Source organism: Nocardia sp. NPDC004722 (genome assembly GCF_053601505.1).
Genome location: NZ_JBSGBY010000149.1, coordinates 1 through 15,051, shown reverse-complemented (window position 1 = coordinate 15,051; position 15,051 = coordinate 1). Strand labels below are relative to the sequence as shown.

The window sequence follows — 15,051 nt, the reverse complement described above, 5'->3', positions numbered from 1 at the left end:
GTCTGGTGCGCACCAGCCGCCCGACGTCGCCGCCGGATTCGTCGCGGGCCGTCTCGGTCTCGCGCCCACCGTCCACGGTGAAGCGGAATACGGTGTCCGCCAACGGCATCGGCCCGGTGTCGATCTCACAGGCGACGGCTTCGTCCCAGCTCAGCCACGAGCCTCCGGCGGTGCGAAGTTCCGCGACCGGGTGACCGGCGGCATTCTCGACCACCCGGCGCTGCAGGTGCAGGAACCGGATCGCGACGCTGATGCGCGCCGCCGCCGGTGCGTCCACGGGGAACTCGGTCACCAGCGTGGACTCCTCGCCCAGTCCGGCGGCGGCCGCCCCTTGCGGTCCGAGCACCCCGAACTGCCAGCGGGACACGTTCTTTCGTGCGCTCGCGCGGTACGGATAGAGCAGATAGCCCTCGTAGAGGACGGCGTCGGCGACCGCGCGCGCCGCGGCCCGGGCCGTCTCGGCGCTCATCACGGGCTCCCCGGTGCGGCGGCCAGCAGGGCGCGCACGGCCTGGTCGTAGTCGAGCAGGCCGCGGCCGGTCTTGAACGCGGTCAACGCGTCCAGCGTCTCGCGCGACAGGCGTACCCAGTCCGTGTGCGGGAAGTGCGCGGCCATCAACTCCCGCCACACCGCCACCGGCATGTCGAACTTGTCGTCGCGATCCCACGGCACCTGCTGCACCGCGAAACCCGTGTCGCCCCGGACGAAGACGGTGCCGCTGAACAGGAACGACAACGGCACCGTGCCGTCGCGCAGCGCGTGCAGGTATTTCGAGCCCGCGACCTCGAGATCGTAGGTGCACGGCATCGGCAGATCCACCTCGGTGCCGCCGCTGGTGAAGCCGGGAACCATGGTGGCGCAATGCATCCAGAGGAACGAACGCTGGGTGTCGTACCAGCGTTCGCGGGGACCGAACAGGTCCGTCAGGCCCGCACCCTCGGCGTCGGTGTAGGAGCGCCGGTTCGGGTCGATGCGCACCTGGGCGCGCAACGCGATGGCGTGCACCGGCTCCTCGGCGAGAGACGCGATGCCGATCCGGGCGGTCAGGGTGGGGGTCACCGCGTACGGTTCGGGCCGGATGCCCAGCACCGCGAAGGTGATCGAGTACGCCGGGCTCACGGCGCGCTCCCGGGGGCAGGGGCGGCACGGGCGGTCATGGCGGCGAGGAATTCCTCGATGTAGCGGCGCGCGTCCTGGCCGCCGTCGAAACCCCGCCACAGCAGCCGCATCCGCCCGACGAACTCGTAGCAGGCGTCGATGGGCAGCAGCAGGCAGGTCGGGTCGCCGCCGCGCGCGGGCATCCGGATGAGCAGCGCCTCGACATCGGGGGCGGCCTGCGCGAGTTGCGGATGCCGCTCCACGATCGCGCTCCACTGTTGCAGCGGCAGTTCGGATTCGGTGGCCCCGGCCGGGCCGGGATAGAAGGCCACCGTCCGCCCGAGCGCGGAGTTGTGGAAGAAGAAGGCCAGGCCCACCGGAATTTGCAGCCCGTCCCACTCGCCCGGCCCGATCCGGACGCCCGGAAAGGTGAGAACCCGGTCGGGCACGGCCCGGTACCGCAGCGCCGCGTCACGATCGGTGAACAGCAGATAGCAGGGGCGGCAGACGCACAGGAGCTGTCTGCCTTCGATATTCACCACATGGCTGTGCGAATCGGCGATGGGCTCCGCGCACATCTCGCAGCGCTCCCCGGCCGGGCTCGGTGCGGGCCGGGTGTTCGCGAGCCGGCGCAGCACGCCGAAGGTCGGATTCATCCGGACGCCTCCGCGGGGACCGCGACTTCCGGTGTGCCCGCGCGCATCAAGACCGGCAGCGGTTCCAGATGCCCGTCGCCGTCGAGGCGCGCGCCCGCGTGCACGGCGTCGAAGTGCGCCCGGCACACCGGGCAGCGCAGCACGGCGTCGCCGATCGCGTGCCCGGGCCGCCGGTGCAGAACCGCACCGGCCATCGAGTTGCCGCAGGACGCGCAGTGATCGCGGTAGACGTAGAGTTCGTCGCCGACCCGGCAGGCCAGCACCGCCGACCCGGCCAGGGCGAAGCCGCCCACCTCGCCGGGAGCCAGCCCCGCCAATTCCGGTGCGCCGATCCAGGTTCCGCCGTGATGGCCGTTGCCGTCGCCGTGGTGGCCATTGCCGTGGTGGCCGTCGCCGTTCCCGTGCACGCGCGCCAGCAGCGAATCGGCCGGGATCAGTTTCGGACTCGAATCCGGCTCGGCCGCCACCACTTCGATGGTCTCGATCTCGGGCGCGGCGGCGCGCACCGCGTCCTCGACCGCCAGTTCGAGGGTGACCGAGGAGGACGGACACGTGCGGCAGCTGCCGCTGAAGGCCAGCCGCACCACGCCGTCGGTCACCTCCAGCACCTCCACGTCGCCGCCGTGCGAACCCAGGTACGGGCGCACCCCGTCCAAGGCGGTCCGCACCCGGGTGAGCGCGTCGTGCGGATGCAGTCCGTGCACCAGCAGCAGGCTGGCGACGAGCTCGTCACGGGTGAGCTGCTCGACCGCCTCCGGGTCGAGCAGTCGCGTAATCCGTTCCAGGCCCGCGCCGTAGAGACCGACGACCTCGCTCACCAGCTGCTCGGCCCGCTCGCGCGCGACGGCTCCGGCGGCGGAGCTGGCACCCAACAGAGTGTCGATCCGCTCGCCGGCGCCGCGCCAGTGGTCTGCCTCCGAAGCTTCGTGCTCGTCGGGTCGCTGGTTCACCGCGCTCGCCTCCCGTGTCCGGCCCGGCCGCTATTCGGCGGTCAGGGCCTGGGTGGGTGAGTGCAGCAGTTGCAAGGACTTTCCACCGCCCAGGTACATGTGCACGCCACAGGGCAGGCAGGGATCGAAACTGCGCACGGTGCGCATGATGTCGATGCCTTTGAAGTGCTCCCGATCGTTCTCCTCGAAGATCGGCTGACCCTGCACCGCGTCCTCGTATGGTCCCGGCGTGCCGAAACTGTCGCGCGGGTTGGCGTTCCAGGGGGTGGGCGGATACGGGTGGTAATTGGCGATCTTGCCGTCGCGGATCACCATGTGATGCGACAGCACCCCGCGTACCGCCTCGGTGAAACCGCAGCCGATGCCCTCGTCGGGCACCTCGAACGGCTCCCACGTCTTGGTGCGTCCGGCCCGGATCTCTTCGAGGGCCTTCTCCGCGAAGTGCAGCGCACACGCCGCGGCGTACGCCTGGAAGTACGTGCGCGCCCGGTTGCGTTCGATGGTGTTGCTGCCGAAAGCCGGTATCTTCCATTCGAATTCGACCGGGCCCTGCAGCGCGGTCTTGGGCAGGTTGATCTGCACGCTGTGCCCGGTGGACTTCACGTAGCCGATGTCCACCAGTCCGGCCAGCGCCGTCGACCACAGCCGCGCCAACGGTCCGCCGCCGGTGTCGAGGGCCAGATGGTCCTTGCCGTCGAACCAGCGCGGCGACATCACCCAGCTGTATTTGTCCTCGAGGTCGCGTTTCTGCGGCTTCGGGTTGGTGTGCTGGTTCCAGGGATGGCGCCGGTCCACCGGATTGCCCAGCGGATCGGTCTTGACGAACATCTCCTGGTCGGTCCAGTCGTCGTAATACGAACTGCCCAAAAGGATTCGGATGCCGAGGTTGATGTCCACCAGCGAGTGGGTGACGAGCCTGCCGTCCACCACCACGCCGGGGGTCACGAACATCGCGTTGCCCCAGTTCTCCATGTCCTTGTAGGCGAAGTTGCACACCTCCGGGTCCTGGAAGGAACCCCAGCAGCCCAGCAGGGTGCGGCGCAGGCCGACCTTGTCGTAGCCGGGCAGCGCCTCGTAGAAGAAGTCGAACAGGTCGTCGTGCATCGGCACGACCTTCTTCATGAACTCGACGTAGCGCATCAGCCGCGACATGTAGTCGGTCATCAACTGGATGGTGGCGACCGTGCCCACCCCGCCGGGGTACAGCGTCGAGGGGTGCACATGCCTGCCCTCCATGAGGCAGAACATCTCTCGCGTATAGCGGCTGACCTGCAGCGCCTCGCGATAGAACTCGCCGGTGAAGGGGTTGAGCGCGCGCATGATGTCGGCGACGGTGCGATAGCCGTGCGCCTGCGCGTGCGGGGCCTCGGTCTTCTCGGCCAGGGTCAGCACGCTCGGGTTGGTCTCCGACACCATCTTCTCGCAGAAGTCCACCCCGACCAGGTTCTCCTGGAAGATGTTGTGGTCGAACATGTACTCGGCGGCCTCGCCGAGATTGACGATCCACTCGCCCAGATGCGGCGGCTTCACCCCGTAGGCCATGTTCTGGCAGTAGCACGAACAGGTGGCGTGGTTGTCACCGCAGATGCCGCAGATGCGGCTGGTGATGAAGTGCGCGTCGCGAGGATCCTTGCCGCGCATGAAGATCGAGTAGCCGCGGAAGATCGAGGAGGTGCTGTGGCACTCGACGACCTCCCGATTCGCGAAGTCGATCTTGGTGTAGATGCCCAGGCTGCCGACGATGCGGGTGATCGGATCCCACGCCATCTCGACGAGGGCGTCCGGTTCGATCTTGCGGTGCGACGGCTGGGGAATGATCTCGGTCATGGGATTGCCTTCCCTACCAGGTCCGGACCGCGCCGGACTCCAGCTTGTCGCCCTTGTGCCGCCAGCTCGGCTCCTTGTCCACGGTGCGGCCGGTGATGTGGCGCAGACTGCGAATCACCGAGCCGTACAACCCCGACGCCGTCGAGGAGAGTTTGCCGCCGGGCGGCTCGTCCATGAACGGCATGAACTTGTCCGGGAATCCGGGCATGGTGCAGCCGATGCAGATGCCGCCCACATTCGGGCAGCCGCCCACGCCGTTGATCCAACCACGTTTGGGCACATTGCATTTCACGACCGGACCCCAGCAGCCCAGTTTGACGATGCATTTCGGCGAACCGTATTCGGAGGCGAAATCGCCCTGTTCGTAATAGCCCGCACGGTCGCAGCCCTCGTGCACGGTCGCGCCGAAGAGCCACTTGGGGCGCAACGCCTCGTCCAGGGGGATCATCGGGGCCTGACCGGTGGCCATGTAGAGCAGATAGGTCAGCGTCTCGGAGAGATTGTCGGGATGGATCGGGCAGCCCGGCACGCACACGATCGGAATGCCCGCCTTGGACTTCCACTCCCAGCCCAGATAGTCGGGGACGCCCATCGCCCCGGTCGGATTGCCGGCCATGGCGTGCATGCCGCCGTAGGTCGCGCAGGTGCCGACCGCGACGACCGCGGTCGCCTTGGGGGCCAGGCGATCGAGCCACTCGCTGGTCGTCATCGGCTGCCCGGTCGCCGGATCGTTGCCGAACCCGCACCAGTAACCTTCGGCGTGCAGCGCCTCGTTCGGAATCGATCCCTCCACGACCAACACGAACGGCTCGAGCTCGCCGCGGTCGGCCTTGAAGAACCATTCCAGGAAGTCGTCGGCTCCCCCGGTCGGGCCGCACTCGAAATCGATGAGCGGCCAATGCACGGCGATCTTCGGCAATCCAGGCAGGGATCCGAGAGCGATCTCTTCGATACTGGGTTGGGTGGCGGCAGTCAGGGCCACCGAATCGCCATCACAACTGAGTCCGGCATTGATCCAGAGCACATGGATCAACGTTTGCTCGGCGTTGACTGCTTCTGTAGTCGGCATCCACATGCCACCCTTCAAAAGCGGTTCACAAGGGGCCGGTCGTCGCCGTTTGCTCGAAGACAACAGATCGAAATGTGAGCCTGATCACGTCAGTCTAGGCCTGGCGCAAGGACAGCTTCAAGGGCGCTTCACACTCTGCGAACGCTGCGCGAGTAGCCAGTCGTACCACTGGGTTACACCCGCACCAGTGGTTGCCGAGACCGCGAGGGTTTGCACCGCCGGGTTCACCCGGCGCGCGTACTCCCCGAAGCGATCGAGGTCGAAATCGACGTACGGCAGCAGGTCGATCTTGTTGATCAGCACCAGGCTCGCCACCGAGAACATGTGCGGATACTTCAGCGGCTTGTCCGCGCCCTCGGTCACCGAGATCACCACCACCTTGCCGAACTCGCCGAGATCGAACAGCGCCGGGCACACCAGGTTGCCGACGTTCTCGATGAACAGCACGGTGCCCGGCGCGGGATCGAGCAGGTCCAGGGCGCGCCGGGTCATGGCGGCGTCGAGGTGGCAGCCCGCGCCCGTATTGATCTGCGCCACTCGGCATCCCGTGGCCATGATGCGCTCGGCGTCGAGGAGGGTCTCCTGATCGCCCTCGATGACCGCGACCGGCGTTCCGGCGAGTTCACGGATCGTGCGGACCAGCAGGGTCGTCTTGCCCGCGCCCGGCGAGCTGGTCATATTGATCGCGAGAATGCCGCGCGCGTCGAGCCAGTCCCGATTCTGTTGCGCCAGTTGATCGTTCTTGGCCAGCACCTTCTGCTCGAGCGAGACCGTCTCGGTGACCGGCAGGTGCACGTGATCGGCACCGTGGTCGTGGTCGTGCTCATGATCGTGATGCGCGTGATCGTGTGCGTGATCATGCGCCTCTCCGCGACCGTGTTCGTGCGGAATGGTGATCAATCCCGCCGAATCACCCCCACATCCGCAGGTTGCGCACATGGCTCGCTCACCTCCATCGATCGGATTCGCAGCTCCTGCCCCGCGGTGACCTCGACATCGGCACTGCCGCAGGCACACAGCAGGATCAGGTCGGGCAGCGCGAAGGCAGCGCCGCAGGATCGGCACCGCGCGGCGCCGGGAACAAGGTGGATCTCGAGATTCGCGCCCTGCGCGACGGTCCCCTCGGCGGCGAGTTCGAAGCAGAACAACATCGCGTCCGGTACCACCGCGCACAACGCACCGACGTCGAGCGTGACGCTATGGACGGTGCGACCGGCCGCAACCTCGCCGACGGCATCGACAACACTCTGAGTAATCGCCATCTCGTGCACAGCGATCTCGTCTCGTCCGAAGAACCTCTCCAACCTACGCCCCGCCGATCCACCGTGCACCCGGATCAGCGCCAGCGCCTCGTGCTCTCGGTAAGTTACCAACGCGGCGGATCTCCGCCGCGACGATCGACAACAGCTCAGCCACAGAAGGATTCGCATGACCAGCCCTACCGGTTTCGCCAATGCCGTCTACCCGGTGACCGACCTCGATGCGAGTGTCGCGAGCTTCACCGCGCTGCTCGGCGCCGAGCCGATCTTCCGGACCGGCGACTACGCGATGTTCGCCGTTGGTATCGCACTGTCCTGCAAGCCATGGGTCGACCACCCGTTGCCCTTCTGGACCGTGGAGGATCTCGCCGCGTCCCACAAGGCGATGCTCGCCGCGGGCGCAACGGCTTTGGGTGAGATCGCCGATGGTTCCCTCGCGGAACTGAGAACCGCGCCGATCACCAACGGCGATCCCGCCACCGGCATCGTGGACATGCCCGGCAGCCGCCTCGCCGTCCTGCGCGCTCCCGACGGCAACCTCATCGCACTCCATCAGTCGGTCGGCTGGTAGGAGGCAGCCCACTCCGGGTGAACCGACGGGCCGGATACCGGTACACGGGATCCGGCCTGTCGGTTCGCACGATTGTGTCCCGCGATCGGCGGTGCATACGGTGGTCCGCATGAGCGAGCCGACCTACTACGCACCCGAGGGCGGCCTGCCCGCACAGTCCGAGCTGCTGACCGGCCGGGCCATCGTGAAAGAGGCCTACACCGTCATCCCGCGCGGGGTGCTTCGCGACATCGTGACCAGCAACCTGCCCGGCTGGAACAACACCCGGTCCTGGATCCTCGCCCGGCCCATCGCCGGATTCGCCACCACCTTCGCGCAGTACATCGTCGAGGTGTCACCCGGCGGTGGCAGTCAGGAGCCGGAGCCCGAGGCCGGTGTCGAGTCGGTGGTGTTCCTGCTGAGCGGAACCCTGAACATCGAGATCGACGGCGACAAGCACACTCTCACTCCCGGCGGATACGCCTACCTGCCCGCGGGCGGAAGCTGGTCGGTGGCCAACGAATCCACCGAGGTCGCCACCTTCCAGTGGGTGCGCAAGGCGTACGAGCCACTGGCGGGCTACACCCCGCACGCCTTCGTGGTGCAAGAGCAGGATGTCGAGCCGACGCCGATGCCCGGCACCGACGGAGCCTGGGCCACCACCCGTTTCGTGGACCCCAACGATCTCGCCCACGACATGCACGTCAATATCGTCACTTTCGAGCCGGGCGCGGTGATCCCGTTCGCCGAGACCCACGTGATGGAACACGGCATCTACATCCTCGAAGGCAAAGCGGTCTACCGCCTCAACGACGACTGGGTCGAGGTCGAAGCAGGCGACTTCCTCTGGCTGCGCGCCTTCTGCCCGCAAGCCTGCTACGCCGGCGGCCCCGGCAAATTCCGCTACCTGCTGTACAAGGACGTCAACCGCCAGATCAAACTCACCTGATGGATCTGCGCGGCAACCAGATCAGACGTCGTCGACGTTCTTGCTCGACGGAGGGTTGCCGGTGGACAGGTCGGTTTCCCGGCCGCGACCGGTGAGTTTTCGGCTTGCGACCACGAGGGCGACCAGCACCGCGAGGCCGATGATGATGAGGATCTCCATGGTCGGCGCATACCCGCGGAAGTGACAGCTATTCGCCAGCGGCTTCCGCTGGACGGCCAGGCTGGGGCGTAGGCGGTCAAGGCATTTCGTCGAAGAATCCGCCGCCGTCTTCCGGGGTGTCGTCGAGTTGGCCGTGGTGACGCCGTGCCGGACGCGGGTCGCCGGTCGCGGTATTCGTCGTGTCGATGTGCGACGACTCCGTGGGTGGTTCGCCGCCCTCGGATTCCGGCACCTCGGGCTGTTCTTGCGCGAGACGGTCGGCGTGCGATTCTCCCGCGCGTTGCCCTCGCGTGGTCATGTCGTCGCGGTCGGCCGCCTGCCAGTGGTCGGGTGGCGTGACAGTGACGTCGCCGTCCTTGTTGCGTACCTCGTCGGAGTCGAGACTCTCGGCGGGGCCGAGAGTGTCGTCCGGACCGGATTCAGGGCTCATGCCGCACGGTTGCCCGCATCGACTCGGCCGAAACCCGGTGGGATTCACGAGCGCCTCAAAGGCTGTTCGCCGGAGGACGCGACCGAGCCCCATGCCTCGACGCGCATGGGGCTCGGTCATCGGGGTGCTACGACCGCCGGTGGTCAGTGACCGCCGTGGCTGTGTTCCCCGCCTTTGGCCTTGGCCTCGGTCGGCTGCGCCTGGGCGCCCTTACGGCCGGCCTCGTGCGGATCGGCGGAATTCTTCTCACCGAAGCTGCCGCTGCTGGCCTTGCCTCCCTTGCGTGCCTGTTCCTCGGTGTCCTTGCGATTGCCGAACTGACCCGGGTTCTTCGAATCGGGCATGGCAATACTTCCTTCCAGGGTCTGTTTTCCGGATGCGAGCGGTCTGCTCCGCCCACGGTTTCGTGCTACCCGGGTCGTTGCCCGCTATTCAGCACCGGCCGGAAATTCCTTGGCGCACACTCGTATTCACCGGTACGCCGGTGACGGGACCGGGCGAGTGAGCGGTTGCCGGCCATGAGCGGGCCGACCGCTCGCCAGGCGCGGCACCGTTTACCCGGCGGTCCCGGTGGTATCGCGACACAAACACCGGCATCGGGCGACAAGGAGTGCGACGTGGGTACCTCGGCGGGCAAACCGGAGGACAGCGGGGCGCTGTCGGTATTCGATCGATTCGCCACCAGCGCCAGCGAGTGGGCTTCTCGCGCAGGATTTTTCGCCTTCTGCGTGGTCCTGGTGGTGGTCTGGGTGCCGTCCATCGTGGTGCTGCCGAGCATCGACACCTGGCAGCTGGTCATCAACACCGCGACCACCATCATCACCTTCCTGCTGGTAGCGCTGCTGCAGAACACCCAGCGCCGCAGCGACGCCGCGGTGCAGGACAAGCTCAATGCCATCGCGGGCGCGCTGGCCGCCTTCATGGGCGAACTCGGCAGCGAATACCCGGAGCTCGAGCGGCACCGCGACGAGCTCGCCGAATCGGTGGGTCTGGAGAAGCGCGAGGGCTCACACCACCGGTGACTTCTCGCCCGTGACCCGTGCCCCGTCCGATCAGGAGTCATCGTGCTCGTCCCTCTCGCCACCCGCCGGGGCATCGCGCCTCGACCACTGCAAACGGTGTGATGAATGCGGTTGCGGCGCAGCACTATCGAAGGAGCGGGCATCGTTCGCCGCAGGCGCGGAAGGGCCTTCAGCTACACCACGACCGCGGGCCAGGTGGTGGACGACGAGCAGACTCTGGAGCGGATTCGAGCACTCGCGATTCCACCGGCCTGGCGCAAAGTGTGGATCTGCCCGCATCCCAACGGGCACATCCAGGCCGTCGGACGCGACGCGGCGGGCCGAAAACAGTACCTCTACCACGGGCAATGGCGTCGCGAACGCGATGAGGAGAAGTTCGATCGGGTACTCGACCTGGCCGCCCGGCTACCGGCCATGCGCGAACAATTGCGGGCCCGATCTGCGACGCCGGGGGCTCGGCGAGCATCGGGTCCTGGCCGCGGCCATCACACTGCTCGACTCGGGGGTCGTGCGCGTCGGGGGTGAGGAGTACGCCGAGACGAACGGCTCGCACGGCGTCTCGACATTGCTGTGCGACCACGTCCAGGTGCACGGCGCGACGATCTCGCTCGACTTTCCGGCCAAGAGCGGTATCCGATGCCACGCCGACGTCTCCGACCCGCTGCTGGCGAAAACGTTGCGGGCCTTGTCGATCGACCGCGACGGCACGCAGCGCCTGTTCGTCCATCACGACGCCACCGGCCCGCACGAGGTGCACGCCGACGGCATCAACGCCCGCTTTCGCGAGCTGACCGGCCCGGAGTTCAGCGTCAAGGATCTTCGCACCTGGCAGGCCACCGTGCTGGCCGCCGCCGGACTGGCGACCGTGCCACGACCGGCCTCGGCGCGTGGACGCAAAACCGCTGTGCGGCAAGTGATGTCGGATGTTGCGCAGTTGCTCGGCAATACGCCCGCGGTCGTGCGCGCGTCTTACGTCGATCCGCGGGTGATTAGCGCCTTCGAGGAGGGCACCTCGATCGCCGCCGCCGTCCGCCGCTCCCAACGCGCTGACACCGAGGACGCTCAACGCGACATCGTCGATCGCGCTGTCCTGCGACTGCTGCGGCACGCGGCGCATCAATCGGCGGCGACGGGGTAGCTCGTCGATATCTCAGTCGACGACAGGAGCAGGCCGTGACCAGATTCGGATACACGCTGATGACCGAGCAGAGCGGGCCACGGGACCTCGTCGACTACGCGAGAGCTGCCGAGCGCGCCGGATTCGATTTCCTGGTCAGCAGCGATCATTTCTCCCCCTGGCTCGAGGAGCAGGGACACGCACCGCACGCGTGGACGATGCTCGGAGCCGTCGCGCAAGCCACCGAATCGATTCCCTTCATGACGTACGTGACCTGCCCGACGCTGCGCTACCACCCGGTCATCGTGGCCCAGCAGGCCGCCACGCTGCAGGTCCTCTCCGGTGGCCGTTTCACCTTGGGACTGGGCAGCGGGGAAAGCCTCAACGAACACGTGGTGGGTGCGGGCTGGCCGGGCCCGGCCGAACGCCACGAGCGTCTCGAGGAGGCGATCGGCATCATCCGCGCACTGCATTCGGGTGGCACGGTCAGTCGCCACGGGCATTGGTACCGGGTCGATTCCGCCCGCATCTGGGATCTGCCGCCGGACCCGGTGCCCCTGGCCGTCGCGGTATCCGGGGCACAGTCGGTGCGACGGTTCGCTCCGCTCGCGGATGAGATGATCAGCACCGACCCGGACGAAACGCTCGTCCGTTCCTGGCGCGAGGCCCGGCCCGGCAATGACTCGCCACGGGTGACCGGACAGGTGCCACTGAGCTGGGATACCCACCGGGACAAGGCCGTTGCGCGGGCACACGAGCAGTTCCGGTGGTCGACCGGCGGCTGGGACGTCAACGCCAATCTGCCCACCACCGACGCCTTCGCCGCCGCGACCCGGCTCGTGCGGCCGGAGGATGTCGCCGACTCGATCCCCTGCGGCCCGGATCTCGACGCGATGGTCGAGGCCGTCCGCCCCTACTGGGAGGCAGGATTCACCGACATCGCCGTCGTGCAGATCGGCGACGAGGCACAGCGACGCTTCCTCACCGAAGCCGCCGAACCGCTGCTGGACAAGCTGAGAGCCGCAGCGCCGTAACCGTTTCCGCCCCCGTACCCACACCGCATCGGGTTGGAGCGGGCGTCGACCGCAAGGGTAGCGGTCCGGTTTGCTGACGGCGGGCGGAGGTAGTCGAAGAGAACAAACACGCACCATGATCCGAAGGTTGGCCATGAACATCGAACGAGGCACCCGTCTGGTTCCTATCCGCCACAACGCGGTCACCGCATCGATTCTCGTCAAAGCGGTACGCCACCACCCGATTCCGTACGCCGAGATCCAGCCGTTCAGTGGCGGCCGACGTCAGGCCGTATCGCTCAATGCTCTCGAAAGGGACTTCCTTATTGTGCGCGACGACGTTTCGACCGAAGAGTAATCGCATCGCGCGCATAAGTAACCTGTAACGCGGAGGCGGTTCTCGACGACGCCGCAGGTAGTGGAATTCTCACCACAGTTCCGTCCCTTATGCCGTCAGCAACCGCCTGCGAGGGAGCCGCACGATGACCGTACTTCTTCGCGACAGCGGCATGGTCGATGCACGCGAGCGCGCCGTGCGCGTTATCGAGATTTCGCGGCAATCCGCGCGCACCCTCAATGTCCTACTGCACGACCGCGACCGAGCCGGACTGAAACTCGTCGTACTCGACAGCGCCAACCGACAACTGTTCTACGGCGTCTCCTCGACCGCGACCGCCTTCCAGGTGCGCGGCGAATTCCACACACCGGCAGGCGATCACACCCTTCGGATCAGAGTCTCCTCACCACAGGACTTCAAAACCCAATTCCGCGTGGTCGTCACCGACAACGTCCAGGAACTCTGAATCCGACGGTGACGGCCACCCGCGGATTGGTCGCGAGGCGCGGCTACTGGCTGGGTTGTGGTGTGTTGACGTGGCAGTTCTCGACCTTCGGGTTCACGCCGAAGTAATTCAGCGGGCCGGCGATGATCGTGACCACGACCGTGCTGGTACTCGCGCAATTCTTCGGTGCGCTGTCGTAGTAGTGCCGCTGGCCCGCGGCGACCGCGCCGATGATCAGCCACACGAGCAGAATCACCGCGACGACGCCGCCGACGGCTGCCGCCGAGCCGCTGCTCCCACGAGTTCGTCGCCTGTCATTGGTGTAGGTTCTCATTTTCCGACTCCGCAATTGAATTGATCAGTGCTGGTAGCGATCTCACTGCCGAAGCAGGGCGATGGCATACGTCATGTACAGGGCATAGCTCCGCGGCCGCGATTCAAACGCCGCGGGTTTGGGCGGACACCGGAGAGGCATAACCGCAATGACCCGTGGCCCACGATCAGCACAAGTAAGGAACGCAGAGTCATGACGACAGGACAAGACCGCTCACCGCATCGAGACGTCAATGCCGAAGAGCCGGTGTATGAATCGGATCCACCGGTGAAAGCCGAAGGAACCGAGGACCGGCGGTCGCCCGATCAGCCCGGGCCCGTGGTCGCGGGCCGGACCGCCCACTCGGCGGTCGACAGCGACGAAAACACGCCGCTGCTCGATCCGCACGATCTCGACCGCTTCCGAACCCAATGGCAGGAATTGCAGGGCGCCTTCGTCGACAACCCGCAGGATGCCGTCACGAAGGCCGACTCGCTGGTCACCGAAACCCTCGAACAGCTCACCAGCACCTTCGCTCAGCACAAACAGAGGCTGGACGAACAATGGTCGCGTGGTGAGGACGGCGACACGGAGGACCTGCGCCGGGCGCTGCGCGGCTACCGGGACTACTTCGATCGATTGCTCACCATTTGACCGGCGCGGCGCTGTCCCCGGCGGGTCGGGCGGTCAAGAGCGGCCGGGGATGCGCTCGTGCATGGTCAGCAGGATGTGGTCGAAGATCCTGACGGTCTCGGGCGGCGCTTGAGGTACGTCGGCGAGTTCGACGAGCAACTGGGCGGCCAGGTCCCGCAATTTCGTATTGGTCTCCTGGGATCGCCACACCAGGACCTTGAACGCTTGCGCGGCGGTGATCCGGTACATGCGCATCAATACGCCCTTGGCCTGCTCGATTTCGGCGCGGGCTTCAATGAGCCCGGGCATGTGATCGCGGAGGGTATGGCGCTCGGCATCGGCGAGTTCGTCGCTCAGATCGATATAGAACCCGGTGGTGCCGACCGGGCGGCCCTCCGAGTCGAACATCCGGTCGGCGACCACCATGACGTTGTGCTCACGCCTGGAGAGGTCGACGAATCGGTGCCGGCTCGAGAAGGGTTCCCCCTGATCGATGGATCGGGTGATGGCCTCGGCGACATGGTGGCGGTCGTCGGGGTGTTTGTGCGCCAGCAGCAGTTCGGTGGTGGGTTCGATCTCGTCGGGGTCGTAGCCGTGCATGCGATAGACCTCCGGCGACCACTCCCAGCGTCGGGTGGTGAACCAGAACCGGAAGCTGCCGACCAACGGTCGCTCGACGGCGGTGTGCTCCCACTCGGGAACGTAATCAATCTCGGCGCGATTGCTCACCCAGGAATTATCCACCGGGAACGCACGCAACCGCACCATTTGCATTGACCGGACGACAGCCGACGCCGCCGTCATCCCGCACCGGCGTGGTGCGGGATGAGCGGAGTAGGCGCGTCTTTCAGGTCAGTACCGGTACCTCCGCGAATATCGATCGGGGAGATCGAACTCGGCGGCCAGTCCGGAAGCGGACAGGACCCGGTACACACAGGGCGAGCCGAGTACGTGCACATGACATTGGCGGACCGCGGCCAGGCCGGGTCAGCCGCGATGGGCTGGAGACTCAACCCGCCCATCGGCCTACCCGGCACGGCGGCTGCCTACACATGACCTGTCAGCGAGTTCACGAACGACGTTCTCGCGGAAGCCAATTGCGTGAGCGCGGCTCAGAAGTAGTGGGCGCGGCCGCCGATCGGGCGGCCGACCGCGCCGAGCACCGCGAGGATGGCGCCGACGATCAGCAGGATGACGCCGATCGTGGTGAGGATCGGAATGCCG

Annotated in this window: 20 protein-coding genes and 2 pseudogenes; 8 read left to right on the top strand and 14 right to left on the bottom strand. The window is 66.8% G+C overall.

Annotated elements, in window-relative coordinates:
* From ACWELQ_RS17065 to ACWELQ_RS17030, 8 genes and pseudogenes are all read right to left on the bottom strand, one after another.
* Nucleotides 1-469, bottom strand: a pseudogene (locus ACWELQ_RS17065) (hypothetical protein); the annotation flags it as partial.
* Nucleotides 469-1,119 (bottom strand): DUF6084 family protein, encoded by a 651-nt coding sequence (locus ACWELQ_RS17060; protein ID WP_452397999.1) that lies wholly within the window; start codon nucleotides 1,117-1,119, stop codon nucleotides 469-471. The gene ACWELQ_RS17060 and the pseudogene ACWELQ_RS17065, both read right to left, overlap by 1 nt.
* A complete protein-coding gene (locus tag ACWELQ_RS17055; RefSeq protein WP_452397998.1) occupies nucleotides 1,116-1,754 on the bottom strand; it encodes a DUF5947 family protein in 639 nt (212 codons plus the stop codon). Before ACWELQ_RS17055 ends, ACWELQ_RS17060 begins: the two co-directional genes overlap by 4 nt.
* Nucleotides 1,751-2,704: a NifU family protein gene (locus ACWELQ_RS17050; protein ID WP_452397997.1), complete on the bottom strand. Its 954-nt coding sequence runs from the start codon at nucleotides 2,702-2,704 to the stop codon at nucleotides 1,751-1,753. Before ACWELQ_RS17050 ends, ACWELQ_RS17055 begins: the two co-directional genes overlap by 4 nt.
* Nucleotides 2,705-2,734: 30 nt before the next feature.
* Nucleotides 2,735-4,531, bottom strand: coding sequence for a nickel-dependent hydrogenase large subunit (locus ACWELQ_RS17045; RefSeq protein ID WP_452397996.1), 1,797 nt, complete (start codon nucleotides 4,529-4,531; stop codon nucleotides 2,735-2,737).
* Between the two features lie 13 nt (nucleotides 4,532-4,544).
* On the bottom strand, nucleotides 4,545-5,600 hold the full coding sequence (locus ACWELQ_RS17040; protein ID WP_452397995.1) for an NADH-quinone oxidoreductase subunit B family protein: 1,056 nt from the start codon (nucleotides 5,598-5,600) through the stop codon (nucleotides 4,545-4,547).
* Nucleotides 5,601-5,717: 117 nt separating this feature from the next.
* Nucleotides 5,718-6,539 (bottom strand): hydrogenase nickel incorporation protein HypB, encoded by an 822-nt coding sequence (gene hypB, locus ACWELQ_RS17035; RefSeq protein WP_452397994.1) that lies wholly within the window; start codon nucleotides 6,537-6,539, stop codon nucleotides 5,718-5,720.
* On the bottom strand, nucleotides 6,497-6,871 hold the full coding sequence (locus ACWELQ_RS17030; RefSeq protein WP_452397993.1) for a hydrogenase maturation nickel metallochaperone HypA/HybF: 375 nt from the start codon (nucleotides 6,869-6,871) through the stop codon (nucleotides 6,497-6,499). The genes hypB and ACWELQ_RS17030 overlap by 43 nt, the downstream gene beginning before the upstream one ends.
* Nucleotides 6,872-7,028: 157 nt before the next feature.
* Between ACWELQ_RS17030 and ACWELQ_RS17025 the strand changes: the two genes are divergently transcribed.
* Both ACWELQ_RS17025 and ACWELQ_RS17020 read left to right on the top strand, forming a co-directional pair.
* Nucleotides 7,029-7,430: a VOC family protein gene (locus tag ACWELQ_RS17025; protein WP_452397992.1), complete on the top strand. Its 402-nt coding sequence runs from the start codon at nucleotides 7,029-7,031 to the stop codon at nucleotides 7,428-7,430.
* Between the two features lie 109 nt (nucleotides 7,431-7,539).
* On the top strand, nucleotides 7,540-8,358 hold the full coding sequence (locus ACWELQ_RS17020) for a bifunctional allantoicase/(S)-ureidoglycine aminohydrolase (RefSeq protein WP_452397991.1): 819 nt from the start codon (nucleotides 7,540-7,542) through the stop codon (nucleotides 8,356-8,358).
* 21 nt (nucleotides 8,359-8,379) lie between these two features.
* Here ACWELQ_RS17020 and ACWELQ_RS17015 read toward each other — a convergent pair whose 3' ends face one another.
* The 3 genes from ACWELQ_RS17015 to ACWELQ_RS17005 all read right to left on the bottom strand — a co-directional run bounded on the left by ACWELQ_RS17015 (nucleotide 8,380) and on the right by ACWELQ_RS17005 (nucleotide 9,291).
* The gene (locus ACWELQ_RS17015) at nucleotides 8,380-8,517 is read right to left on the bottom strand and encodes a hypothetical protein (RefSeq protein WP_452397990.1); all 138 of its coding nucleotides are present in this window, start codon (nucleotides 8,515-8,517) and stop codon (nucleotides 8,380-8,382) included.
* Between the two features lie 76 nt (nucleotides 8,518-8,593).
* Nucleotides 8,594-8,947 carry a hypothetical protein gene (locus ACWELQ_RS17010; protein WP_452397989.1) on the bottom strand — a complete coding sequence of 118 codons (354 nt, stop codon included), beginning with the start codon at nucleotides 8,945-8,947 and terminating at the stop codon, nucleotides 8,594-8,596.
* A 143-nt stretch (nucleotides 8,948-9,090) separates the two neighbouring features.
* The gene (locus tag ACWELQ_RS17005; RefSeq protein WP_452397988.1) at nucleotides 9,091-9,291 is read right to left on the bottom strand and encodes a hypothetical protein; all 201 of its coding nucleotides are present in this window, start codon (nucleotides 9,289-9,291) and stop codon (nucleotides 9,091-9,093) included.
* A gap of 273 nt (nucleotides 9,292-9,564) precedes the next feature.
* Here ACWELQ_RS17005 and ACWELQ_RS17000 point away from each other — a divergent pair, with 273 nt between their 5' ends.
* The 5 genes and pseudogenes from ACWELQ_RS17000 (at nucleotide 9,565) to ACWELQ_RS16980 (ending at nucleotide 12,902) form a co-directional block, all read left to right on the top strand.
* A complete protein-coding gene (locus ACWELQ_RS17000) occupies nucleotides 9,565-9,969 on the top strand; it encodes a low affinity iron permease family protein (RefSeq protein ID WP_452397987.1) in 405 nt (134 codons plus the stop codon).
* 105 nt (nucleotides 9,970-10,074) lie between these two features.
* Nucleotides 10,075-11,107 (top strand): annotated as a pseudogene (locus tag ACWELQ_RS16995) (DNA topoisomerase IB).
* A gap of 35 nt (nucleotides 11,108-11,142) precedes the next feature.
* Complete coding sequence (locus tag ACWELQ_RS16990; RefSeq protein WP_452397986.1) at nucleotides 11,143-12,120, top strand: TIGR03557 family F420-dependent LLM class oxidoreductase; 978 nt, start codon at nucleotides 11,143-11,145, stop codon at nucleotides 12,118-12,120.
* Between the two features lie 133 nt (nucleotides 12,121-12,253).
* Nucleotides 12,254-12,457, top strand: a complete 204-nt coding sequence (locus ACWELQ_RS16985) for a hypothetical protein (protein ID WP_452397985.1) — start codon at nucleotides 12,254-12,256, stop codon at nucleotides 12,455-12,457.
* Nucleotides 12,458-12,581: 124 nt separating this feature from the next.
* Complete coding sequence (locus tag ACWELQ_RS16980) at nucleotides 12,582-12,902, top strand: hypothetical protein (protein WP_452397984.1); 321 nt, start codon at nucleotides 12,582-12,584, stop codon at nucleotides 12,900-12,902.
* Between the two features lie 43 nt (nucleotides 12,903-12,945).
* On the opposite strand, the gene ACWELQ_RS16975 is transcribed toward ACWELQ_RS16980, so the two are convergent.
* Nucleotides 12,946-13,137 (bottom strand): hypothetical protein, encoded by a 192-nt coding sequence (locus ACWELQ_RS16975; protein ID WP_452398001.1) that lies wholly within the window; start codon nucleotides 13,135-13,137, stop codon nucleotides 12,946-12,948.
* A 270-nt stretch (nucleotides 13,138-13,407) separates the two neighbouring features.
* On the opposite strand from ACWELQ_RS16975, the gene ACWELQ_RS16970 reads away from it, so the two are divergent.
* On the top strand, nucleotides 13,408-13,848 hold the full coding sequence (locus ACWELQ_RS16970) for a hypothetical protein (RefSeq protein WP_452397983.1): 441 nt from the start codon (nucleotides 13,408-13,410) through the stop codon (nucleotides 13,846-13,848).
* 33 nt (nucleotides 13,849-13,881) lie between these two features.
* On the opposite strand, the gene ACWELQ_RS16965 is transcribed toward ACWELQ_RS16970, so the two are convergent.
* Both ACWELQ_RS16965 and ACWELQ_RS16960 read right to left on the bottom strand, forming a co-directional pair.
* On the bottom strand, nucleotides 13,882-14,556 hold the full coding sequence (locus tag ACWELQ_RS16965) for a PAS and ANTAR domain-containing protein (RefSeq protein WP_452397982.1): 675 nt from the start codon (nucleotides 14,554-14,556) through the stop codon (nucleotides 13,882-13,884).
* A 383-nt stretch (nucleotides 14,557-14,939) separates the two neighbouring features.
* Nucleotides 14,940-15,051 (bottom strand): DUF6131 family protein (locus ACWELQ_RS16960; protein ID WP_452398000.1); only part of this gene is annotated, 112 nt, incomplete at its 5' end.